Annotated in this window: 13 protein-coding genes and 1 riboswitch; of the genes, 6 read left to right on the forward strand and 7 right to left on the reverse strand. The window is 41.5% G+C overall.

All coding sequences use genetic code 11. The annotated features are described in order from the left end of the window. Positions 1–171: 171 nt before the first annotated feature. From E3K36_01335 to cysK, 3 genes are read right to left on the reverse strand one after another with little or no spacing between them, the layout of a single operon-like run. Positions 172–945: a DUF72 domain-containing protein gene (locus tag E3K36_01335; protein MCF6153901.1), complete on the reverse strand. Its 774-nt coding sequence runs from the start codon at positions 943–945 to the stop codon at positions 172–174. Between the two features lie 43 nt (positions 946–988). Further along, positions 989–1726: a serine O-acetyltransferase gene (gene cysE / locus E3K36_01340; GenBank protein MCF6153902.1), complete on the reverse strand. Its 738-nt coding sequence runs from the start codon at positions 1724–1726 to the stop codon at positions 989–991. Next, a complete protein-coding gene (gene cysK, locus E3K36_01345; protein MCF6153903.1) occupies positions 1726–2655 on the reverse strand; it encodes a cysteine synthase A in 930 nt (309 codons plus the stop codon). Before cysK ends, cysE begins: the two co-directional genes overlap by 1 nt. Positions 2656–2959: 304 nt before the next feature. Between cysK and E3K36_01350 the strand changes: the two genes are divergently transcribed. From E3K36_01350 to E3K36_01375, 6 genes are all read left to right on the forward strand, one after another. Then, a complete protein-coding gene (locus E3K36_01350; GenBank protein ID MCF6153904.1) occupies positions 2960–3220 on the forward strand; it encodes a hypothetical protein in 261 nt (86 codons plus the stop codon). A 334-nt stretch (positions 3221–3554) separates the two neighbouring features. Further along, the gene (locus E3K36_01355) at positions 3555–4499 is read left to right on the forward strand and encodes an ATP-binding cassette domain-containing protein (GenBank protein ID MCF6153905.1); all 945 of its coding nucleotides are present in this window, start codon (positions 3555–3557) and stop codon (positions 4497–4499) included. After that, on the forward strand, positions 4500–5210 hold the full coding sequence (locus E3K36_01360; GenBank protein ID MCF6153906.1) for a hypothetical protein: 711 nt from the start codon (positions 4500–4502) through the stop codon (positions 5208–5210). Then, entirely contained in the window at positions 5201–6910 is a 1710-nt protein-coding gene (locus E3K36_01365; GenBank protein ID MCF6153907.1) for a hypothetical protein, read from the forward strand. The genes E3K36_01360 and E3K36_01365 overlap by 10 nt, the downstream gene beginning before the upstream one ends. 76 nt (positions 6911–6986) lie before the next feature. Further along, positions 6987–9431: a DUF4340 domain-containing protein gene (locus E3K36_01370; protein MCF6153908.1), complete on the forward strand. Its 2445-nt coding sequence runs from the start codon at positions 6987–6989 to the stop codon at positions 9429–9431. A 466-nt stretch (positions 9432–9897) separates the two neighbouring features. Continuing rightward, positions 9898–11178 carry a PDZ domain-containing protein gene (locus tag E3K36_01375; protein MCF6153909.1) on the forward strand — a complete coding sequence of 427 codons (1281 nt, stop codon included), beginning with the start codon at positions 9898–9900 and terminating at the stop codon, positions 11176–11178. A 196-nt stretch (positions 11179–11374) separates the two neighbouring features. Here E3K36_01375 and E3K36_01380 read toward each other — a convergent pair whose 3' ends face one another. The 4 genes from E3K36_01380 to E3K36_01395 form a co-directional block, all read right to left on the reverse strand. Further along, the gene (locus E3K36_01380) at positions 11375–11653 is read right to left on the reverse strand and encodes a MoaD/ThiS family protein (GenBank protein MCF6153910.1); all 279 of its coding nucleotides are present in this window, start codon (positions 11651–11653) and stop codon (positions 11375–11377) included. A gap of 180 nt (positions 11654–11833) precedes the next feature. Continuing rightward, entirely contained in the window at positions 11834–13078 is a 1245-nt protein-coding gene (locus E3K36_01385; protein MCF6153911.1) for a threonine synthase, read from the reverse strand. A gap of 167 nt (positions 13079–13245) precedes the next feature. After that, positions 13246–13367: riboswitch (SAM riboswitch) on the reverse strand. Positions 13368–13449: 82 nt separating this feature from the next. Then, positions 13450–14760 carry a DUF1015 domain-containing protein gene (locus tag E3K36_01390; GenBank protein ID MCF6153912.1) on the reverse strand — a complete coding sequence of 437 codons (1311 nt, stop codon included), beginning with the start codon at positions 14758–14760 and terminating at the stop codon, positions 13450–13452. A gap of 7 nt (positions 14761–14767) precedes the next feature. After that, positions 14768–16027: an adenosylhomocysteinase gene (locus E3K36_01395; GenBank protein ID MCF6153913.1), complete on the reverse strand. Its 1260-nt coding sequence runs from the start codon at positions 16025–16027 to the stop codon at positions 14768–14770. Positions 16028–16098 lie beyond the last annotated feature (71 nt).

Raw genomic sequence — 16098 nt, forward strand, 5'->3', positions numbered from 1 at the left:
GTCTGACAATGAGACATCCTTTCCCTATCAATAAATGATGGCATTGATGGGTGAGGCACATTTACAACTCATTTTACAAATCGCCCTAAATTAATAAAAACTGAGAAACAGGTATATTGACGAATTGTCTGTTGTCAAAAAAATGTCACTGTCTTGAAGAAAATCCACTGCTTATTTTTGTACCAACTTTGAAAGGGTAATGGCATTTTTTACTGCATAACCCGCCTCGTCATTATTAAAATATGCGAATACATTTTTTCTTTCTTTCAGCCATGATTTTATCTTTATCGCATCGGCGTGTAATCTGGCATCAGAATAGCATCCTCCGTAAAGATACTGTCCCGCTTTGTGATATCTGAGATATACAAAATCGGCCATCGCGGGAACACTCTTCGTAAACTCTGGCCAATCGGCAATACATATCGCCATATTTGCATCCTTTAATAGATGATATACATCGTCACAAAGCCAACTTTTGTTTCGAAACTCGAAGACGTGTGATATTGTGCTTAACCTTTTTAAGAGTATCACAAAATCTGATAACCTGTCGACACGGACATTAAACAGAGGAGGCAACTGCCACAGAATTGTGGCTAATTTTTCTTCGAGAAATTTTACCCTATTTAAAAACAACTTTAATGGCGCCTCTACTTCATTGAGTTTCTTGACATGGGTAATAAATCGGCTCCCTTTTACGGAAAATGAAAAATTATTTGGTGTTCGCCGATACCAGGCTTTAAAGGTCTTTTCTGAAGGTAGTCGATAAAAAGAGACATTTAATTCTATGCTATCAAAAAATTGTGCATAATATTCCAGCCACTTACTCTTTGATAGTCCTTCAGGGTAAAATACCCCATTTCCCCAGTGTTCATAACCGAAACCACTGGTACCAATACATGCTCTACCTTTTTTCCTAATTATAAAAATATCCTCTTCGTCTTTGATTCACAAGGAGGACAAGGATTCGTAGTAGTTTAACTAATCCATCCTATATCCCGTCCCCATCTTTATAGTTTTTCATGAATACCGTCATTACTTCTGATTCTTTTTCGGAAATGTTATCGTCTTCTCTGATTGAAAGGCTTAAAGCGTCCTCAAGTTTTTTAACACGCTGTTTGAGTTTGCAATTTTCTTTTAACACCATCATAATAGCTTCTGCAATAGGATCGGGTAATTGTCCGTGATCCAACATTACTTCCTGTTCTTCTTTTTTTCGTTGCTTAATGATTCTGCCCGGCACACCCACTACGGTTGCATGGGGTGGCACATCTTTCGTTACTACAGAACCGGAACCGATCCGTGCATAATCCCCGATCATTATGTTGCCCAGGATGCAGGCATTAGAGCCTACGACAACTTTTTTGCCCAGATTAGGATGCCTTTTTGTCTTTTCGACAGTCGTGCCACCGAGTACAACCCCCTTGTAAAGGAGACACCCATCACCAATTATTGCCGTTTCACCTATTACAACACCCATACCGTGGTCGATGAATACGCCACGTCCTATTTCAGCCGCGGGGTGTATTTCAATTCCAGTCAAAAACCGATTTATGTGGGAAATGAGGCGGGACAATACAATCCACCCTTTCCTCCAGAGATAGTGAGATATCCGGTACAGCCATAATGCATGTACGCCGGGATAACATAAAATTACTTCGAGCTTGCTCCTTGCAGCCGGGTCATTTTGAAAGGCGACATCGATGTCTTCCTTCATGCGTTCAAACATCAAAATTCCTTAAACAAAACGGTGGACAGATATCTTTCGCCCGTATCGGGAAGCACGACCACAATCAGCCTTCCTTTGTTTTCAGGTCTTGCGGCTACCTGTAGCGCGGCATAGGCGGCAGCCCCGGAAGAGATGCCTGCCAAAATTCCTTCATGTCGTGCCAGTTGACGGGCAACAGCAAATGCCTGCTCGTTCTTTACGGTAATAATTTCATCAATCACCTTCATGTTGAGGATATCCGGAATAAATCCTGCACCGAGCCCCTGAATCTTGTGCGGACCGGGTTTTCCTCCGGAAAGTACCGGTGAATCGGTAGGTTCTACGGCAATTACCTTCAGTGATGGTTTGCGATTCTTAATGATCTCTCCGACGCCAGTGATCGTCCCACCCGTACCCACACCCCCGACAAAGATATCGATCCTGCCGTCCGTATCGTTCCAGATCTCTTCGGCCGTTGTCTTCCGGTGTATTTCCGGATTAGCCGGATTCTTGAATTGCTGTGGCATAAATGAGTTTGGGGTATTCTTTAACAATTCTTCTGCTTTATTGATGGCGCCTTTCATTCCTTCTGCCCCTGGTGTTAATATGATCTCAGCGCCAAAAGCCTTCAAAAGATCCCTTCGTTCTGTACTCATGGTGTCCGGCATTGTTAAAACCAATTTATATCCCTTTGCAGCGGCTACAAAGGCCAGTGCGATACCCGTATTGCCTGACGTGGGTTCTACAATAACTGTAGATTTGTTGATCAGCCCTGCCTTTTCTGATGCTTCAATCATTGCGATTCCAATGCGGTCTTTTACACTGGCCATGGGGTTAAAAGATTCCATCTTGGCAACCACAGTGGCCTCTAATCCTTTGGTGACATGATTTAATTTGACTAATGGTGTATTGCCAATTGTCTTTGTGATATCCTCGTATATCCTTGCCATATTTTTTTCCCTTCATTAAGTTCCGATATAAAGCAAGTGTTTTTATAAGTCAAAGCAAATATACTATCATAGTGAGAAGTTGTTTCTCAAGGAATTTTTACGGCTCGATTTCCCTTGACAAAAAAGAATTTTTATATAGTATATGTGGCTTACTCTAGAATTGTTTGAGAATTCTTTGACCAGTTTTTTAATGATACTATAAAACGACGATAGGGCTTTTAGGGAAAAGCCGGCTATCTTTTTTTAAAAAATATCGGTAAATTTATAAATTTTTCGGAACATATTTCATATCATAGGTGTTAATATGGATTATAAAAATATAGACGAGCTTGCAAAACAGGTCGGTGGTTCGTTGCGGCTTACAACTTTAATTATAAACAGAGCAAGGCAAATCATAAAAAAGGCGCCTGTGTTCATTGAAACGGATTCTGATGATTCTGTAAGGATTGCTTTTTTGGAATTAATGCAATCGAAGATCAGACTAAGTGAAGGTGATGTACGGCAAATGAAAATTTTAGAATCTAATAAAATGGAAAACTCCTTAGAAGGTTCTGGAAAGACATAAACCATTAGTTTTGTAATTGAAGATATGGTTTTTGCGTTGCTGTTTTTTTCGATGCACGGGAATATGTTGTGTGTTTTGTTGCGTTGTAGTACAGCTACATCCTCATTTGCCTGCCCAAAATATTGCATCAAATCATCGGCATCAGTTCTTTAATTTCAATATTTCAAAAATCCATACAATAAAGCGATTGTATCTTTCAGAGTTATACAAATACGGTGAGTACGGCCATGGTATAAAATACACGGTTATAGTGTTATTTAATGAAGAGGGGATCAAACTCATGAGGCGAAGAAGTTTTTAAAAGATAATTCTAAAAGGAGAGTTTCTTAATAATATGATTAAAGTTGACCATTTAGCAAAACGTTATGCAGATGTTTATGCGGTAGACGATATCTCGTTTGAAGTTAAACAAGGTGAGATTTTAGGGCTTTTGGGACCGAACGGGGCAGGTAAAACCACTACCATGCGCATCCTTACCTGCTACATGCCGGCGACTTCTGGTACTGCCACGGTTGCTGGTTACGATGTTTTCCGTGATTCGATTAAGGTACGCAGGCAAATAGGGTATTTGCCCGAAAACGTGCCCCTGTATCCAGAAATGAGGGTTAAAGAATATCTCTCGTTCCGTGCTAAACTGAAGAAGTTGCCCTATCGTGAGCGCAAATCGAAAATCGATGAGTGTCTGGAGAAGTGCAGGATTGCCGATGTGCAGAATCAGATCATTGGTACACTGTCCAAGGGTTACCGCCAGAGGGTTGGTTTAGCAGACACCCTCGTTCATGACCCGAAGATCCTCATTCTTGATGAACCGACAATTGGACTCGATCCCAATCAGATCCGGCAGGTCAGACAACTCATAAAGGAATTAGGTGAAAAACATACCATTTTACTGTCTACACATATTCTTCCCGAAGTCGAAATGATCTGCGGTCGTGTAATTATTATTAACAAGGGCAAGATTGTTGCGATGGACACGCCTTCCAATTTGGCTACCCAGTTGAGGAGTGGAAATAACGTTTTACTGGAAGTGCGTGGCGATGGCCAGAAAATCAAGAATGCCCTTTCCGCCATTAAAGGTGTCAAAAAAGTTGTATGGCACAATAAGGGGGAATTCGGTAATTTTACCGTTGAAGCAGAAAGAGGTGTGGATATTCGTGAAGATGTCTTTGTGAACGTTGTGAAAAATAACGGAATTATTCGGGAGATGAAACAGGCCTCTATTACATTAGAAGAAATATTCCATCAGATTACGATGCAGGAACAGGAGGTAACGACATAAATGATAAGCACAGGTACCATCTTTCAAAGGGAAATTAACGCATATTTCCTATCACCGATTGCATACGTTGTTATCGCGGTATTTACGGTGTTTTCGGGTTATTTCTTTTCCATCATGCTTGGTATCACCCAGGAATCAACGTTGCGATATAGCTTGGCCTATACGCAATTTATTCTCTCCATACTCACCCCTGTTATTACCATGAGATTGCTTGCCGAAGAGAACAAGACAGGTACCATTGAACCCCTGATGACAGCCCCTGTTACAGATTTTGAAGTGGTATTTGGGAAGTTTTTAGCGGCTTGGGCGCTTTACAATATCATGGTTGCTCCAACAGCTTTTTATATCATATTTTTAGCATGGGTAGGCAATCCCGATTATGGTGCAATTATTGCCAGTTACATTGGACTGGTCTTGATGGGGGGACTATTTATTTCTATAGGGCTGATGGTGTCTGCCATCACGAAAAATCAAATTGTCGCAGCTGTTATTGGGATTGTAGCCCTTCTTATCCTTTTAGTGATCGGTCTTGCAAGTTCCGGAAGTGAAGGGTGGTTTTACAGCGCACTGAGATATATAGGCACCTATGACCATTGGGATACGTTTACGAAGGGGATCGTGGATACTCGTGATGTGGTTTACTACATTAGTTTTACTGCGTTACTCATATTTATTGTAGTACGCATTGTTGAGAGCAGGAGATGGAGATGAGCACTTTGAATACAAAAAAGAATGATTGGTTTGAGCAATTTGGCGGATATATTATCCTGGCTGGAATTATTGCAGTTGTGGCAGGTTTTGGCATATCAAGGATTTTTAACTTATGGGGCTTGTCTTCCCTGATTCCGGTTGGTATCGGCGGAGGTGTCATTATTGGATTTAGCGCTGTTATGGCCGTCCGAAAAAATTGGTTTTCATCTGAGGCGTCCAGGAGGAAAGCGCTTGTCGGTACCAATGTTGCAATAATGTCCGTCTTTGCAGCTTGCATTTTTGCGGTTGTCGGATTTCTCAATAATCGGCACTATGAACGTTTTGACCTTACGCTTACCGGCAAGTATTCCCTTTCACCAAAAACAAAAAACATACTCAAAAATCTTGACAAACCTATTGTTGTTACCACCCTTTTCAATCCGGGCGAGATGTTTTATGAACAAATCCTGGATATCCTGAAAGAATATGCCTACCATACGGACAAAATCAAGGTGGAAAGTATCGATCCGTTAAGAAACCGTACCAAGGTTGAAGAACTTGCAAAACGCCTCAATATCAGTGATCTTCAACTCAATACTGTGGTATTTGAATGTGGTGAGCACAGCAAGCATGTGCAGCAAAGTGAAGTGATAGAAAAACAGTACCCTTTTAAGTTTAAGGGAGAAGAGGCATTCACGGAAGCAATTCTCAACGTTACGCAAGAAAAACAATCTGCTATCTACTTTGTTACAGGTCACGGTGAACGGCAGTTCGAAGATTTCGACCGCGGGGGAATTTCTGGAATTGCCAATGCACTTAAAAGAGACAACTGCCGTGTGGTCCCGCTCGATATTTTGACTGCCAAAAAGATTCCGGACGATTGCGAGGTACTCGTGATTGCAGGGCCGACCAAGGCTTATCTGACAGAAGAATTAAATATTATTCGCAACTATCTGGAAAATCGGGGCAAGCTTTTACTTATGCTGGAACCTGCACTTAGCCCGAACGCTCCTACCGGATTTAAGACACTTTTGCCGGAATACGGCATTGCAGTTCGCGATGATGTCGTTGTGTATAACAAAGTCAATATGCCACTTTTTGGTATACAAACCGTTGCGGAAATTTATGTGGGCAAGGACGAATACGCAGAAGAACACTCGATTACGAATGACCTGAAGAATTATAACACGATTATTTTTGGCGCATGTCCTGTTGATGCGTCACCACCGAATGACCAAATGCCTTATCAGGCAACCGTGCTTATGCGTGCGCCTGAAGGGTCATGGGGAGAAATTGATGTCGCAAATTTGCGGCAGAAGAAACCTGAATATAATATAGACACCGATGTGCAGGGCCCCGTGTCTCTGGCTGTGGCTGCTCAGGTAAAGGAATTACCCAAGGCTGTTACCCAATCGCATCCTGCTATGGCCAATGACCCGTCGGCTAAACCGCAAGGGGCACGATTGGTCGTCTTTGGAGATGTAAATTTTGTCACAAACGAATATATAGAAAATCCTGGGAATGCAGACTTATTTCGCAATTCTGTTAACTGGTTAGCACAAAAGGAAACGCAGCTTGGTATTTCTGCCAAACCGCCTGATTTCCGCAAGGCAACGATTAACCCCATCCAGATGAAGGTTATCTTCTGGGTGTCGATTGCAGGAATTCCTGTGATACCAGTTATTATTGGCAGTATCGTTTGGTGGAAAAGGCGTCGCTGATTTCAATACACTGCACAGGGAAGATTCCCATCATTTCAATTTCATGATATTCTTTGCTGGAGGAAAGAGTTAAGCTATGAAACTTAAAACAACCATTATCCTTTTAATTGTAGCAGCCATTGGCATTTCGTATATCGTCATTTACGAAAGAAAGCAATTGCCTCATGAGGAATGGGAAAGGCTGCAGAAAAAGGTGATCCCTGATTTCAAGGCATCGATGATCAAAAAGATTGAATTGTGCAATGAAAGCGGCAAGATCATTTTGGAAAAATCAGAAGATAATTACTGGCGCATTGTTGAACCGCTGAAACTTCGTTCGGATAATTCCGAGGTGAACAGCATACTCTCCGAGTTCGAGTTTATGTACAAGGTTGGCTCCTTTAAAAAAGAAGGGGATAAACCCTTTGATCTCCATGATTATGGCCTTGATGATCCAAAGACCTCTATCACCATGTATACCGATATTCCAGCGAAACCAGATAAAATACAGGTAACCGGGCCGAAAGATAAATATACGGTATTTGTTGGACAAAAACTTGCTGCCGGTGACAACGTATACATCAAGCTTGATACGAGCGATGAGGTTACTGTTGTGCCAGGCACCCTCGTTGATAAAGTTAACAAAAATATTTTGGATTTGAGAAGTAAATGGGTGTTTAGTTTCGACAAGGAAGCTGTAGACACGATACAGATCAAAACGAAAGAATTCAACATTATTTGTAACAAAAAGGGTAATTTCTGGCGTCTTGCCGAACCTGTCAATGATTTGGCCGACCTGGAAAAAATTAAGGATATTCTTGGAAAATTCAAAAACCTGCAAATTGACCGGACAGACTTTGTTACCGAAGAATCAGGTGATTTAGTTAAATATGGCCTGGATTCTCCACGATTCACTGTTGTCATTAACGAAAAAGGCGCTGAACAGTCTGTTGTCTTTGGGCATTCCCTGGATAATAAGGTTTATGCAAAGCGCTCCGATGAGCCTACGATCTTCTTTCTTAAGGATACTATTCTTGCTGACCTGAGTAAAAAACCAAATGACTTGCGGGACAAGAAAGTGGTCAGGTTTGAATCTATAGGAACCTATGGAATAAATAAATTGGAAATTAAAACACCAACCGATGTAATTGCTATCGAAAAATCCCTGGATCTGGATTGGAAACTTACAAAACCGATTAATATTTATGCGGACCAGGATACTGTTAAAAACTTTATAGAGAAGATCAAATCCCTCGAAATAGAAGATTTTGTTTCTGATAAACCAACTGATTTGTCCGTGTACGGTTTGAAAGATCCCGTCTTTGAGATCTCCGTTACCAAAGAAGAGGATAAGACTCTGGCTAAATTTTACGTAGGTAACAAGTTACCCGATGGCACCAAATGCTATGTGAAACGTGTTGGAGAAGATCCTGTTTATACAGTCCCTACGGCTGAATTCTACGACAAGATTGAGAATCCGCTCCTGCGCTTCCGGGACAGGCTGGTGTGCGATTTTAACAGGGATTTGGTCAAAAAGATTGTTATCGAAAAACCAAATCGTACTTTCGTTTGTGAAATAACAAATAAGAAGGATGCGGAAGGACAATTCCAGTGGGCACTCTCAAAGCCTGTTCAAACGATAGCTGATGTGCATGCGGTAAACCAGATTGTGTGGGACTTATCCTTTTTAAAAGCAGATTGCTATGTTACAAAAGCACCTAAAGACTTGAATGTCTTTGGGTTAAATGATCCGAGGATCAAAGTTTCTGTAACTTACGAAAAAGTCCTGGAGCAAACGCCTGAAGGTTCGGATAAGAAGAGGAAAGAAGAGGTATCCGATCCTGCCATGAAACCGAAAGAGTCCGTCGAAAAAATTGTCGAAACAAGGACTTTGCTTGTTGGCAAGAAAGTGAAGGAAGGTGATAAGGTAAGTTCATATTGCATGTTTAGTGATGACGATCATGTATTTGAACTCTCCTGGCCAAAGATTAAAAACTTTGATGCTGAACTTGTACCAACCAAAATTCTTAATTTTGACAGGACGGAAGTGAAAGAGCTTGCACTCAACTATGACAAGAGAAGTGTATTATTGAAGAAAATCAACAATGTGTGGAAGTTGAAAAATAATGAGCAAAAAGACGTACAGGGAAGAGAAGTAGATTACTTTGTCCGTAATCTTGACGAGTTAAAGGGCAATTACATCGAACAATACAAAGCAACCAATTTAACGCAATTTTCTTTGGATAAACCTCAGCTTGCCATTGTCATGAGTTTGGAAAGTGGTGATGTTGTGCTTTCTATCGGCAAGAAGAAGGATGCTGGCAGCTATTATGTGAAAGCAAGTGATTCTGAGTATATTTATGTCGTTGGTAGTGAGTCGATCGCTAAGTTGATGAAAAACGAAGAGGATTTTACTACGATTGTTCATGAAACTTCATCAATGGTGGAGGAGGCGGCAAAGGCTCTTGGCAATGAAATGCCTATAGGTGCCACTCCGCACGGGAGGCCTTCTGTTAACCCTCCCCACGGAGGGTTTCACTGAAAAGTATTTTCTGGTAAGCAAACTGCACAAAAAGACGTAATAACAAGAAATATCCAAACAAGGAATCTGAATTGAAAACAATTTTCCATTTTAATTACTTGTTTGGATATTTTTATTGAATTATTTTACGTAATTATTCAAAATGTGGTTTATAGTGAAGGTGTGATGATTTGTGTTGTGTTCCGTTATTCTTGCGCAGAGCAATGTGGGAATAAAGCAGTATGCTTCCTGCTTCAGCAGTTTTTGCCCTATATGTGACACAGGAAATGACACAGAGTTGTGTGGCCAAGATTGGCACGGTGACAGTTGAAAATTTTGAAATTACATATGACATATTTTTTCCGCAAATGCCTTGAAAAAAATACTTATCTTTTTATCAATTTTTGCAACACTTGTCTGCATTCCGTTAGCGTACAATAAGGCGCCTGCCCTCGAAACTAGTTCTAATCGCAGGACTCCTATTGTTATGGCAGTAGAGAAGGTGGGGCCTGCTGTAGCCAATATCAGTACAGAGAGGCTTATTACCCAGCGACATGTAGACCCATTTTTTGGATCGAGAAGTGAACTGTTTGATCAATTTTTTAACGACTTTTTTGGCCAAAGCCAAAAGCAGATGGTCGAAAGGCCTTTAGGCTCCGGAGTTATTATTGATGAAGATGGCTACATTGTCACGAATGAACATGTTGTTAGTCGCGCATCGAAAATCAAAGTAAGACTATCTGACGGTAGAGACTTTGAGGCAACCATGATCAGTTCCGACCCGATTAGTGACATCGCCGTGTTAAAAATAAATTCTCCCGGACCTCTTCCCTATGTCAAAATGGGCACGTCCAAGGATCTCATGATCGGGGAAACTGTAATAGCGTTGGGCAATCCCTTTGGCTTGGAAAACTCTGTTACCACTGGGGTGCTGAGCGCAAAGAACCGCATCATGACATTCAGCAGTGAATATGGCGATATTAAGTATGATGGCCTTATTCAAACTGATGCATTGATCAATCCCGGAAACAGCGGTGGTCCTCTCATCAATATTGATGGGGAACTTATTGGTATTAATGCTGCAATTGTAAATCAGGCTCAGGGGATCGGGTTTGCGATTCCGGTCGATAAAGTAAGACAAACCCTTGTTAAGCTTTTTAATTTTAGGGAACTCAACAAGATATGGTTTGGCGTACAGGTAGAAGAGAAAAATGATGATGCTTTTAGAGGTATCATGGTTTCCTCTGTTGATCCTGGTAGTCCTGCCGACAAGGCGCGAATCAAAAATGGGGACTATATTACTAGAATAGACTCTAAACAAATTCAGGATATTCTTGACTTTGAAAAATACATACTCAAGAAAAATGCAGGAGATAAACTGTATATTTACGTCAAACGAGGCGGACGAGATTTCAAGGTGGATGTCACTCTAGAAAAGGCACCACTTCCATCCGTGGAAAAGCTTGCCCTGGAAAAGTTAGGGCTGTTCGTACAAGATTTGACACCACAACTTGCAAAACAATTAAATTTATGGTGGTTAAAGAGCGGGGTGTTAATTTCGGGGGTGCAAAAAAACAGCCCGTCTGCGAGCGTTGGGATTGTGGCAGGTCACGTGCTTGTGTATGTCGGCCAATATCGAATTAACAATATTGAAGAACTTGGTGCCTTACTAAAGATCATGCAAAAAGGAGACATCTGGGAGGTTGGTATTGTCTGGTCAGATAAATACGGCGACCATCAGGGATATGCCCGACTAAAGGTTCGTTGACCGTTTTTCTGTAACTATAATCTTCATGAAATGAAATCATAACGTTTAGGATGATTTCAGAAAATAATTCTCTTCTTCAATGCTGCCTCGTTTTCATAAAATGCCAAAGTCAACAACATGGTTTTTTCCTATCACGTTATCCTTTGCAACCAATTCAACTCCCTCTGATTACGTTTTTTGCAAAGATAGTATATTTCTAATTGCCACCAGCAATGGCAGGCACTATGGAAATATAGTCGCCATCTTTTACAGACGTATTTAGATTACCCATAAACCGAATGTCTTCATCATTGAGATAAAAATTAATAAACCTCCTGATTTGACCGTCATTGTCACAAATTCTCTCTCTAATTCCCTTATAATTTGTTTCAAGATTATCAATAATGTCTTTAATATTTTTTCCCTCCGCCTTTACCTCGTCTGCACCCTTGGTAAGGGTTCTTAGTGGTGTTGGAATGCGTACCGTTACTGGCATATTTATGCTCCTTTCGGGTTTTCAAAAATTATCATAAAATCGTAACTAAAAAATATCAAAATGTATGTAAATTAGAGAGTTATCATACTGTTAAAAAAATGTTCAAAAGAATATTTCTTCTATTTTACGTTTTGATTTATAAAGGTCTGAGGTAGCACCTTGCTAAGAGGCTGATTACTTTTAATGTACTGCTGCCATCTTCTCTTCCATAATCGCATCAAATTCAGAGAGGGAAGGGTTGATGATTTTTGGTACTTCTAATTTGTCCAGTACAGCCTCCTGGGTTTTTAGGCCATTTCCCGTAACACTGATTACAATGGACTCATCCTGTGGTATTTTGCCCTGTTCGATAAGTTTTTTTGTAACCGCCACAGTTACACCGCCCGCTGTTTCTGTGAAGATACCTTCCGTTCTGGCAAGTAATTTAATACCCTCTACGAGTTCATCGTCGGTTACATCCTCTGCCCATCCTCCGGACACATTAATGGACTTCACAGAATAATAACCGTCAGCCGGATTGCCGATTGCTATTGACTGGGCAATAGTCCTGGGCTTTACAGGTTTTATCACGTCGGTTACCTGCTTAACAGCTGTGGTTATCGGTGAGCTGCCGCTTGCCTGGGCGCCATGGAGCCTGGTATCTGCTTTATCGATAAGACCTAGTTTTACGAATTCTTTAATAGCCTTTTCAATCTTCGTAATCAAGGACCCGCCTGCCATGGGAACTACAATATGTTGTGGTGCTTTCCATCCTAGTTGTTCTATGATCTCATATCCATAGGTCTTTGAACCCTCTCCATAGTACGGTCTCAGATTTACATTCACGATTGCCCAGCCATATTTATCAGCGATCTCAGAGCAAAGCTTGTTTACGTTGTCATAGTTTCCTCTGACTTTTATCACATTCGTACCATAAATCAGGGTGCCAATAATCTTACCCTGTTCAAGATCGGCAGGCATAATAATATAACTTTCCAGCCCAGCCTGCACGGCCTGTGCTGCTACTGCATTTCCCAGATTTCCTGTTGTGGCACATCCGACTGTTTTATATCCAAATTCCTTTGCCTTTGTCAGGGCCGTCGAAACAACCCGGTCTTTAAAGGAGAACGTGGGATAATTCACGGAATCGTTTTTCACATACAGTTCTTTTACTCCAAGTACCTTGGCAAGGTTGTTTGCCTTGACAAGGGGCGTGAAACCTACCTGAGCGCCAACCGTTGGTTCACCATCCACCGGAAGCAGTTCCTGATAACGCCACATTGTTTTGCCGCGGGATTCGATCAGTTTTCTGTTCAAAACCTTCTTAATTCCGTCATAATCATAATCGACTTCCAAAGGGCCAAAACAAAAGCTGCAGACATGAAGTGGCTCTTTTGGATATGGTTTTCCACACTCCCGACACTTTAGACCTTTTACAAATCCCATCTGTTGCCTCCATTCATTTTTGATAAGGACGCAGATTTCCGCAACTATACATGATAATAAATACTCCCGTTACATCCTGATAAACTGTGTTAATCTGTGTCCAATCAAGCAAATAAAAAGGCCTCTTTCTATTCAAATAAGATAGGAAGAGGCCTTTTTATGTACCTATCTTATCTTTTCCCAAAACACGAGACAGGAATTAGCACCAGCATCTTGCACAGCTTTTTGCTGAACAAGACCGGTTGCTGTGGCTTCACAGGGCCAGTCCCTCTGCCACTCTCGATAAGATGAATAATATTTTTGCAATTGTAACGGAAAATATGTGTCCTGTCAATTGCTAATCAGAAAAAACTTTCATTCAACTGTTGCGATCAATTTAAGCAGTTTATCACAATGCCGGTGATTAACTTCGGATAAAAATATGTCGACTTAGGGGGCATAACCTTGCGTGCCATGGCGATTTCTTTTACCTGTTCAATAGGGGTGGGGTTAAGAAAGAATGCCAATTGATACTGGCCGGATTGCACGAGCGATACGGCCTCTGCTTCATCCTTTACGTATTTCACGTAGTCTTTCACGGTTACATCATCGGAATTTATACCCAGTATTTTGTTGATAATCATACCATGAAGGATACCCGCATCCAGATGCTTCCATTCGGGATGGTCTTTGGCGAATACTGCATCAAGTAATTTTTCATTGCCAAGCCGCAATTTATAATAGGCGTCTTCCTGACCAGCGTACATTATAAAGGTATGGCCTTTAGTTTCATCGTTGAGGCTCGACATAAAATCCTCTACCCGGCACCCCTTGCCTAACAGCTCGACCTCAAAAGACTCTTGTATCGATTGTAAAATCCGGTCAAAGCGATAATTCTTTATATTACGTACGAGCCGATGGGCCGGCAATATCTTCAACCCATTATTGTTCATCGACACGCATACCATCATCACATAGTCTGAAGGCAAATCATCTCCATTCCGGATGTTTTCTTTACGCATTTGTTCTTTGTAAACCAATGCAGTTTCGTAACGATGGTGTCCATCGGCTATAAAAAGGGGTTTCTCCTTCATGAGAGCAACTAAATTGTCGATAGTCTGTTTTTCCTTTATTACCCAAAGCTTATTTTTTACTCCGGTATCGTCTAAAAAATCCACCTCGGGTCTTGTGATAGTTGTCATTGACAGATAAGTATCGATTGCGTTATTATCGTCCGGGAAAAGGGCAAATATAGAACTGAGGTTGGCCCGGCACGATTGGGTAAGTTTTAGCCGATCTGCCTTTGGACCAGGAAGTGTTTGTTCGTGAGGGTAGATGTATCCTTTGTCAAAGGGTTCCAACTTCACCAACGCAATGAAGCCTCTCCTGACCAGCCATCTGTTGCCAGACAAAAATTTTTGATCATAAATATATATTGCCGGGTCATCTTCCTGCTTAAGGATACCTTTTTCCCTCCAGCTCTTGAGCAATTCAGCAGCACGGGTATATTTGTTGGTTTTTTCTGTATCGCAGGAGAAGTCCTTTCCCAAATCCAAACGAATAATATTATTGGGGTGAGCCTGGTAATACCGCTCTTGCTCTTGCGGAGAAATTACATCATAAGGGGGTGTCACAACGGCCGAAATGTCCGTAATGACGTCTTGATTGTATCGTAATCCACGAAACGGTTTAATAATGGCCATATTCCAATCAGGTACCTTCCTCCCATGACGCAAGGTACTTCTCTTGTTCTTGAGTAAGCGTGTCAATAGCAATGCCCATGGACTTTAATTTTAAACTCGCGACCCAGTGGTCAATCTCTTCAGGTACTTCGTAAACCTTGGATACTAATTTACCTTTATTTTTTACGACATATTCGGTAGCCAGTGCCTGAGTGGCAAAACTCATATCCATTACACAAGCTGGATGACCTTCTGCAGCCGCGAGATTAATGAGGCGACCTTCTCCAAGGAGATAGATGGATTTGCCATTCTTTAACACATATTGATCGACAAAATTACGGACTGACTTGTTCTTCTTCGCTGCTATTGATTCTAAAGCAGCTATGTCAATCTCTATGTTAAAATGACCGGAATTGCAAACCATCGCCCCATTCTTCATGGCTTCAAAGTGTTCTTTCCTGATTACATGCATATTTCCCGTTAAAGTACAGAATATGTCGCCAATTTTGGCTGCTTCACTCATAGGCATTACCATAAATCCATCCATGGCGGCTTCCAGGGACTTAATGGGATTAATCTCCGTAATCACGATATTTGCACCCATGCCTTTTGCCCGCATAGCAAGCCCCTTTCCACACCACCCGTAACCGGCAACAACAAATATCTTGCCCGCAAGGAGGCAGTCTGTCGCCCGTATAATTCCATCGATCGTGGATTGCCCGGTTCCATAACGGTTATCGAAAAGGTGTTTTGTGTCGGCATCATTTACGGCAATGACAGGAATCTTCAGTGACCCGTCTTTCTCCATGGCCTTTAACCTTATCACGCCGGTAGTTGTTTCCTCCATGCTCCCGAGAATTTGCGGGATGAGTTCCTTTCTTTCTTTGTGGATGGCCGAAACAAGGTCGGCGCCATCGTCCATCGTAATGGTTGGTTTGTGATCCAGTGCTGATGTAATATGCTTATAATACGTTTTGTTATCTTCTCCCTTGATAGCAAAGACAGGAATATCGTAATCCTTCACCAAAGAGGCGGCAACGTCATCCTGAGTGGATAAAGGATTCGAGGCGCAAAGGACAATATCAGCCCCTCCGGCCTTGAGCGTCCTGGCAAGATTTGCTGTCTCGGCTGTTACATGAAGGCATGCTGACATCTTCATTCCTTTCAAAGGTTTTTCTTGTTCAAATCTCTCCTTAACCTGTGCCAGAACAGGCATATCATTGCTTGCCCACTCAATGCGTTTCTTGCCACCCAAAGCAAGATTTACATCTTTGATATCATAGTTCATGGATTCTCCCTTTCTTTGTTAAGAATGTCATCTTTTGTTAACAACATGAAAATAAGTAGGGGCACGTACAA

Source organism: Candidatus Brocadia sp., assembly GCA_021646415.1.
Taxonomy (GTDB): Bacteria; Planctomycetota; Brocadiia; order Brocadiales; family Brocadiaceae; genus Brocadia.

Bases quoted from the DNA above. Each gene is read 5' to 3' on its own strand.
- cysE (MCF6153902.1), bottom strand. From the start codon at position 1,726: ATGTTTGAACGCATGAAGGAAGACATCGATGTCGCCTTTCAAAATGAC.
- cysK (MCF6153903.1), bottom strand. From the start codon at position 2,655: ATGGCAAGGATATACGAGGATATCACAAAGACAATTGGCAATACACCA.
- E3K36_01350 (MCF6153904.1), top strand. From the start codon at position 2,960: ATGGATTATAAAAATATAGACGAGCTTGCAAAACAGGTCGGTGGTTCG.
- E3K36_01355 (MCF6153905.1), top strand. From the start codon at position 3,555: ATGATTAAAGTTGACCATTTAGCAAAACGTTATGCAGATGTTTATGCG.
- E3K36_01360 (MCF6153906.1), top strand. From the start codon at position 4,500: ATGATAAGCACAGGTACCATCTTTCAAAGGGAAATTAACGCATATTTC.
- E3K36_01365 (MCF6153907.1), top strand. From the start codon at position 5,201: ATGGAGATGAGCACTTTGAATACAAAAAAGAATGATTGGTTTGAGCAA.
- E3K36_01370 (MCF6153908.1), top strand. From the start codon at position 6,987: ATGAAACTTAAAACAACCATTATCCTTTTAATTGTAGCAGCCATTGGC.
- E3K36_01375 (MCF6153909.1), top strand. From the start codon at position 9,898: ATGGCAGTAGAGAAGGTGGGGCCTGCTGTAGCCAATATCAGTACAGAG.
- E3K36_01380 (MCF6153910.1), bottom strand. From the start codon at position 11,653: ATGCCAGTAACGGTACGCATTCCAACACCACTAAGAACCCTTACCAAG.
- E3K36_01385 (MCF6153911.1), bottom strand. From the start codon at position 13,078: ATGGGATTTGTAAAAGGTCTAAAGTGTCGGGAGTGTGGAAAACCATAT.
- E3K36_01390 (MCF6153912.1), bottom strand. From the start codon at position 14,760: ATGGCCATTATTAAACCGTTTCGTGGATTACGATACAATCAAGACGTC.
- E3K36_01395 (MCF6153913.1), bottom strand. From the start codon at position 16,027: ATGAACTATGATATCAAAGATGTAAATCTTGCTTTGGGTGGCAAGAAA.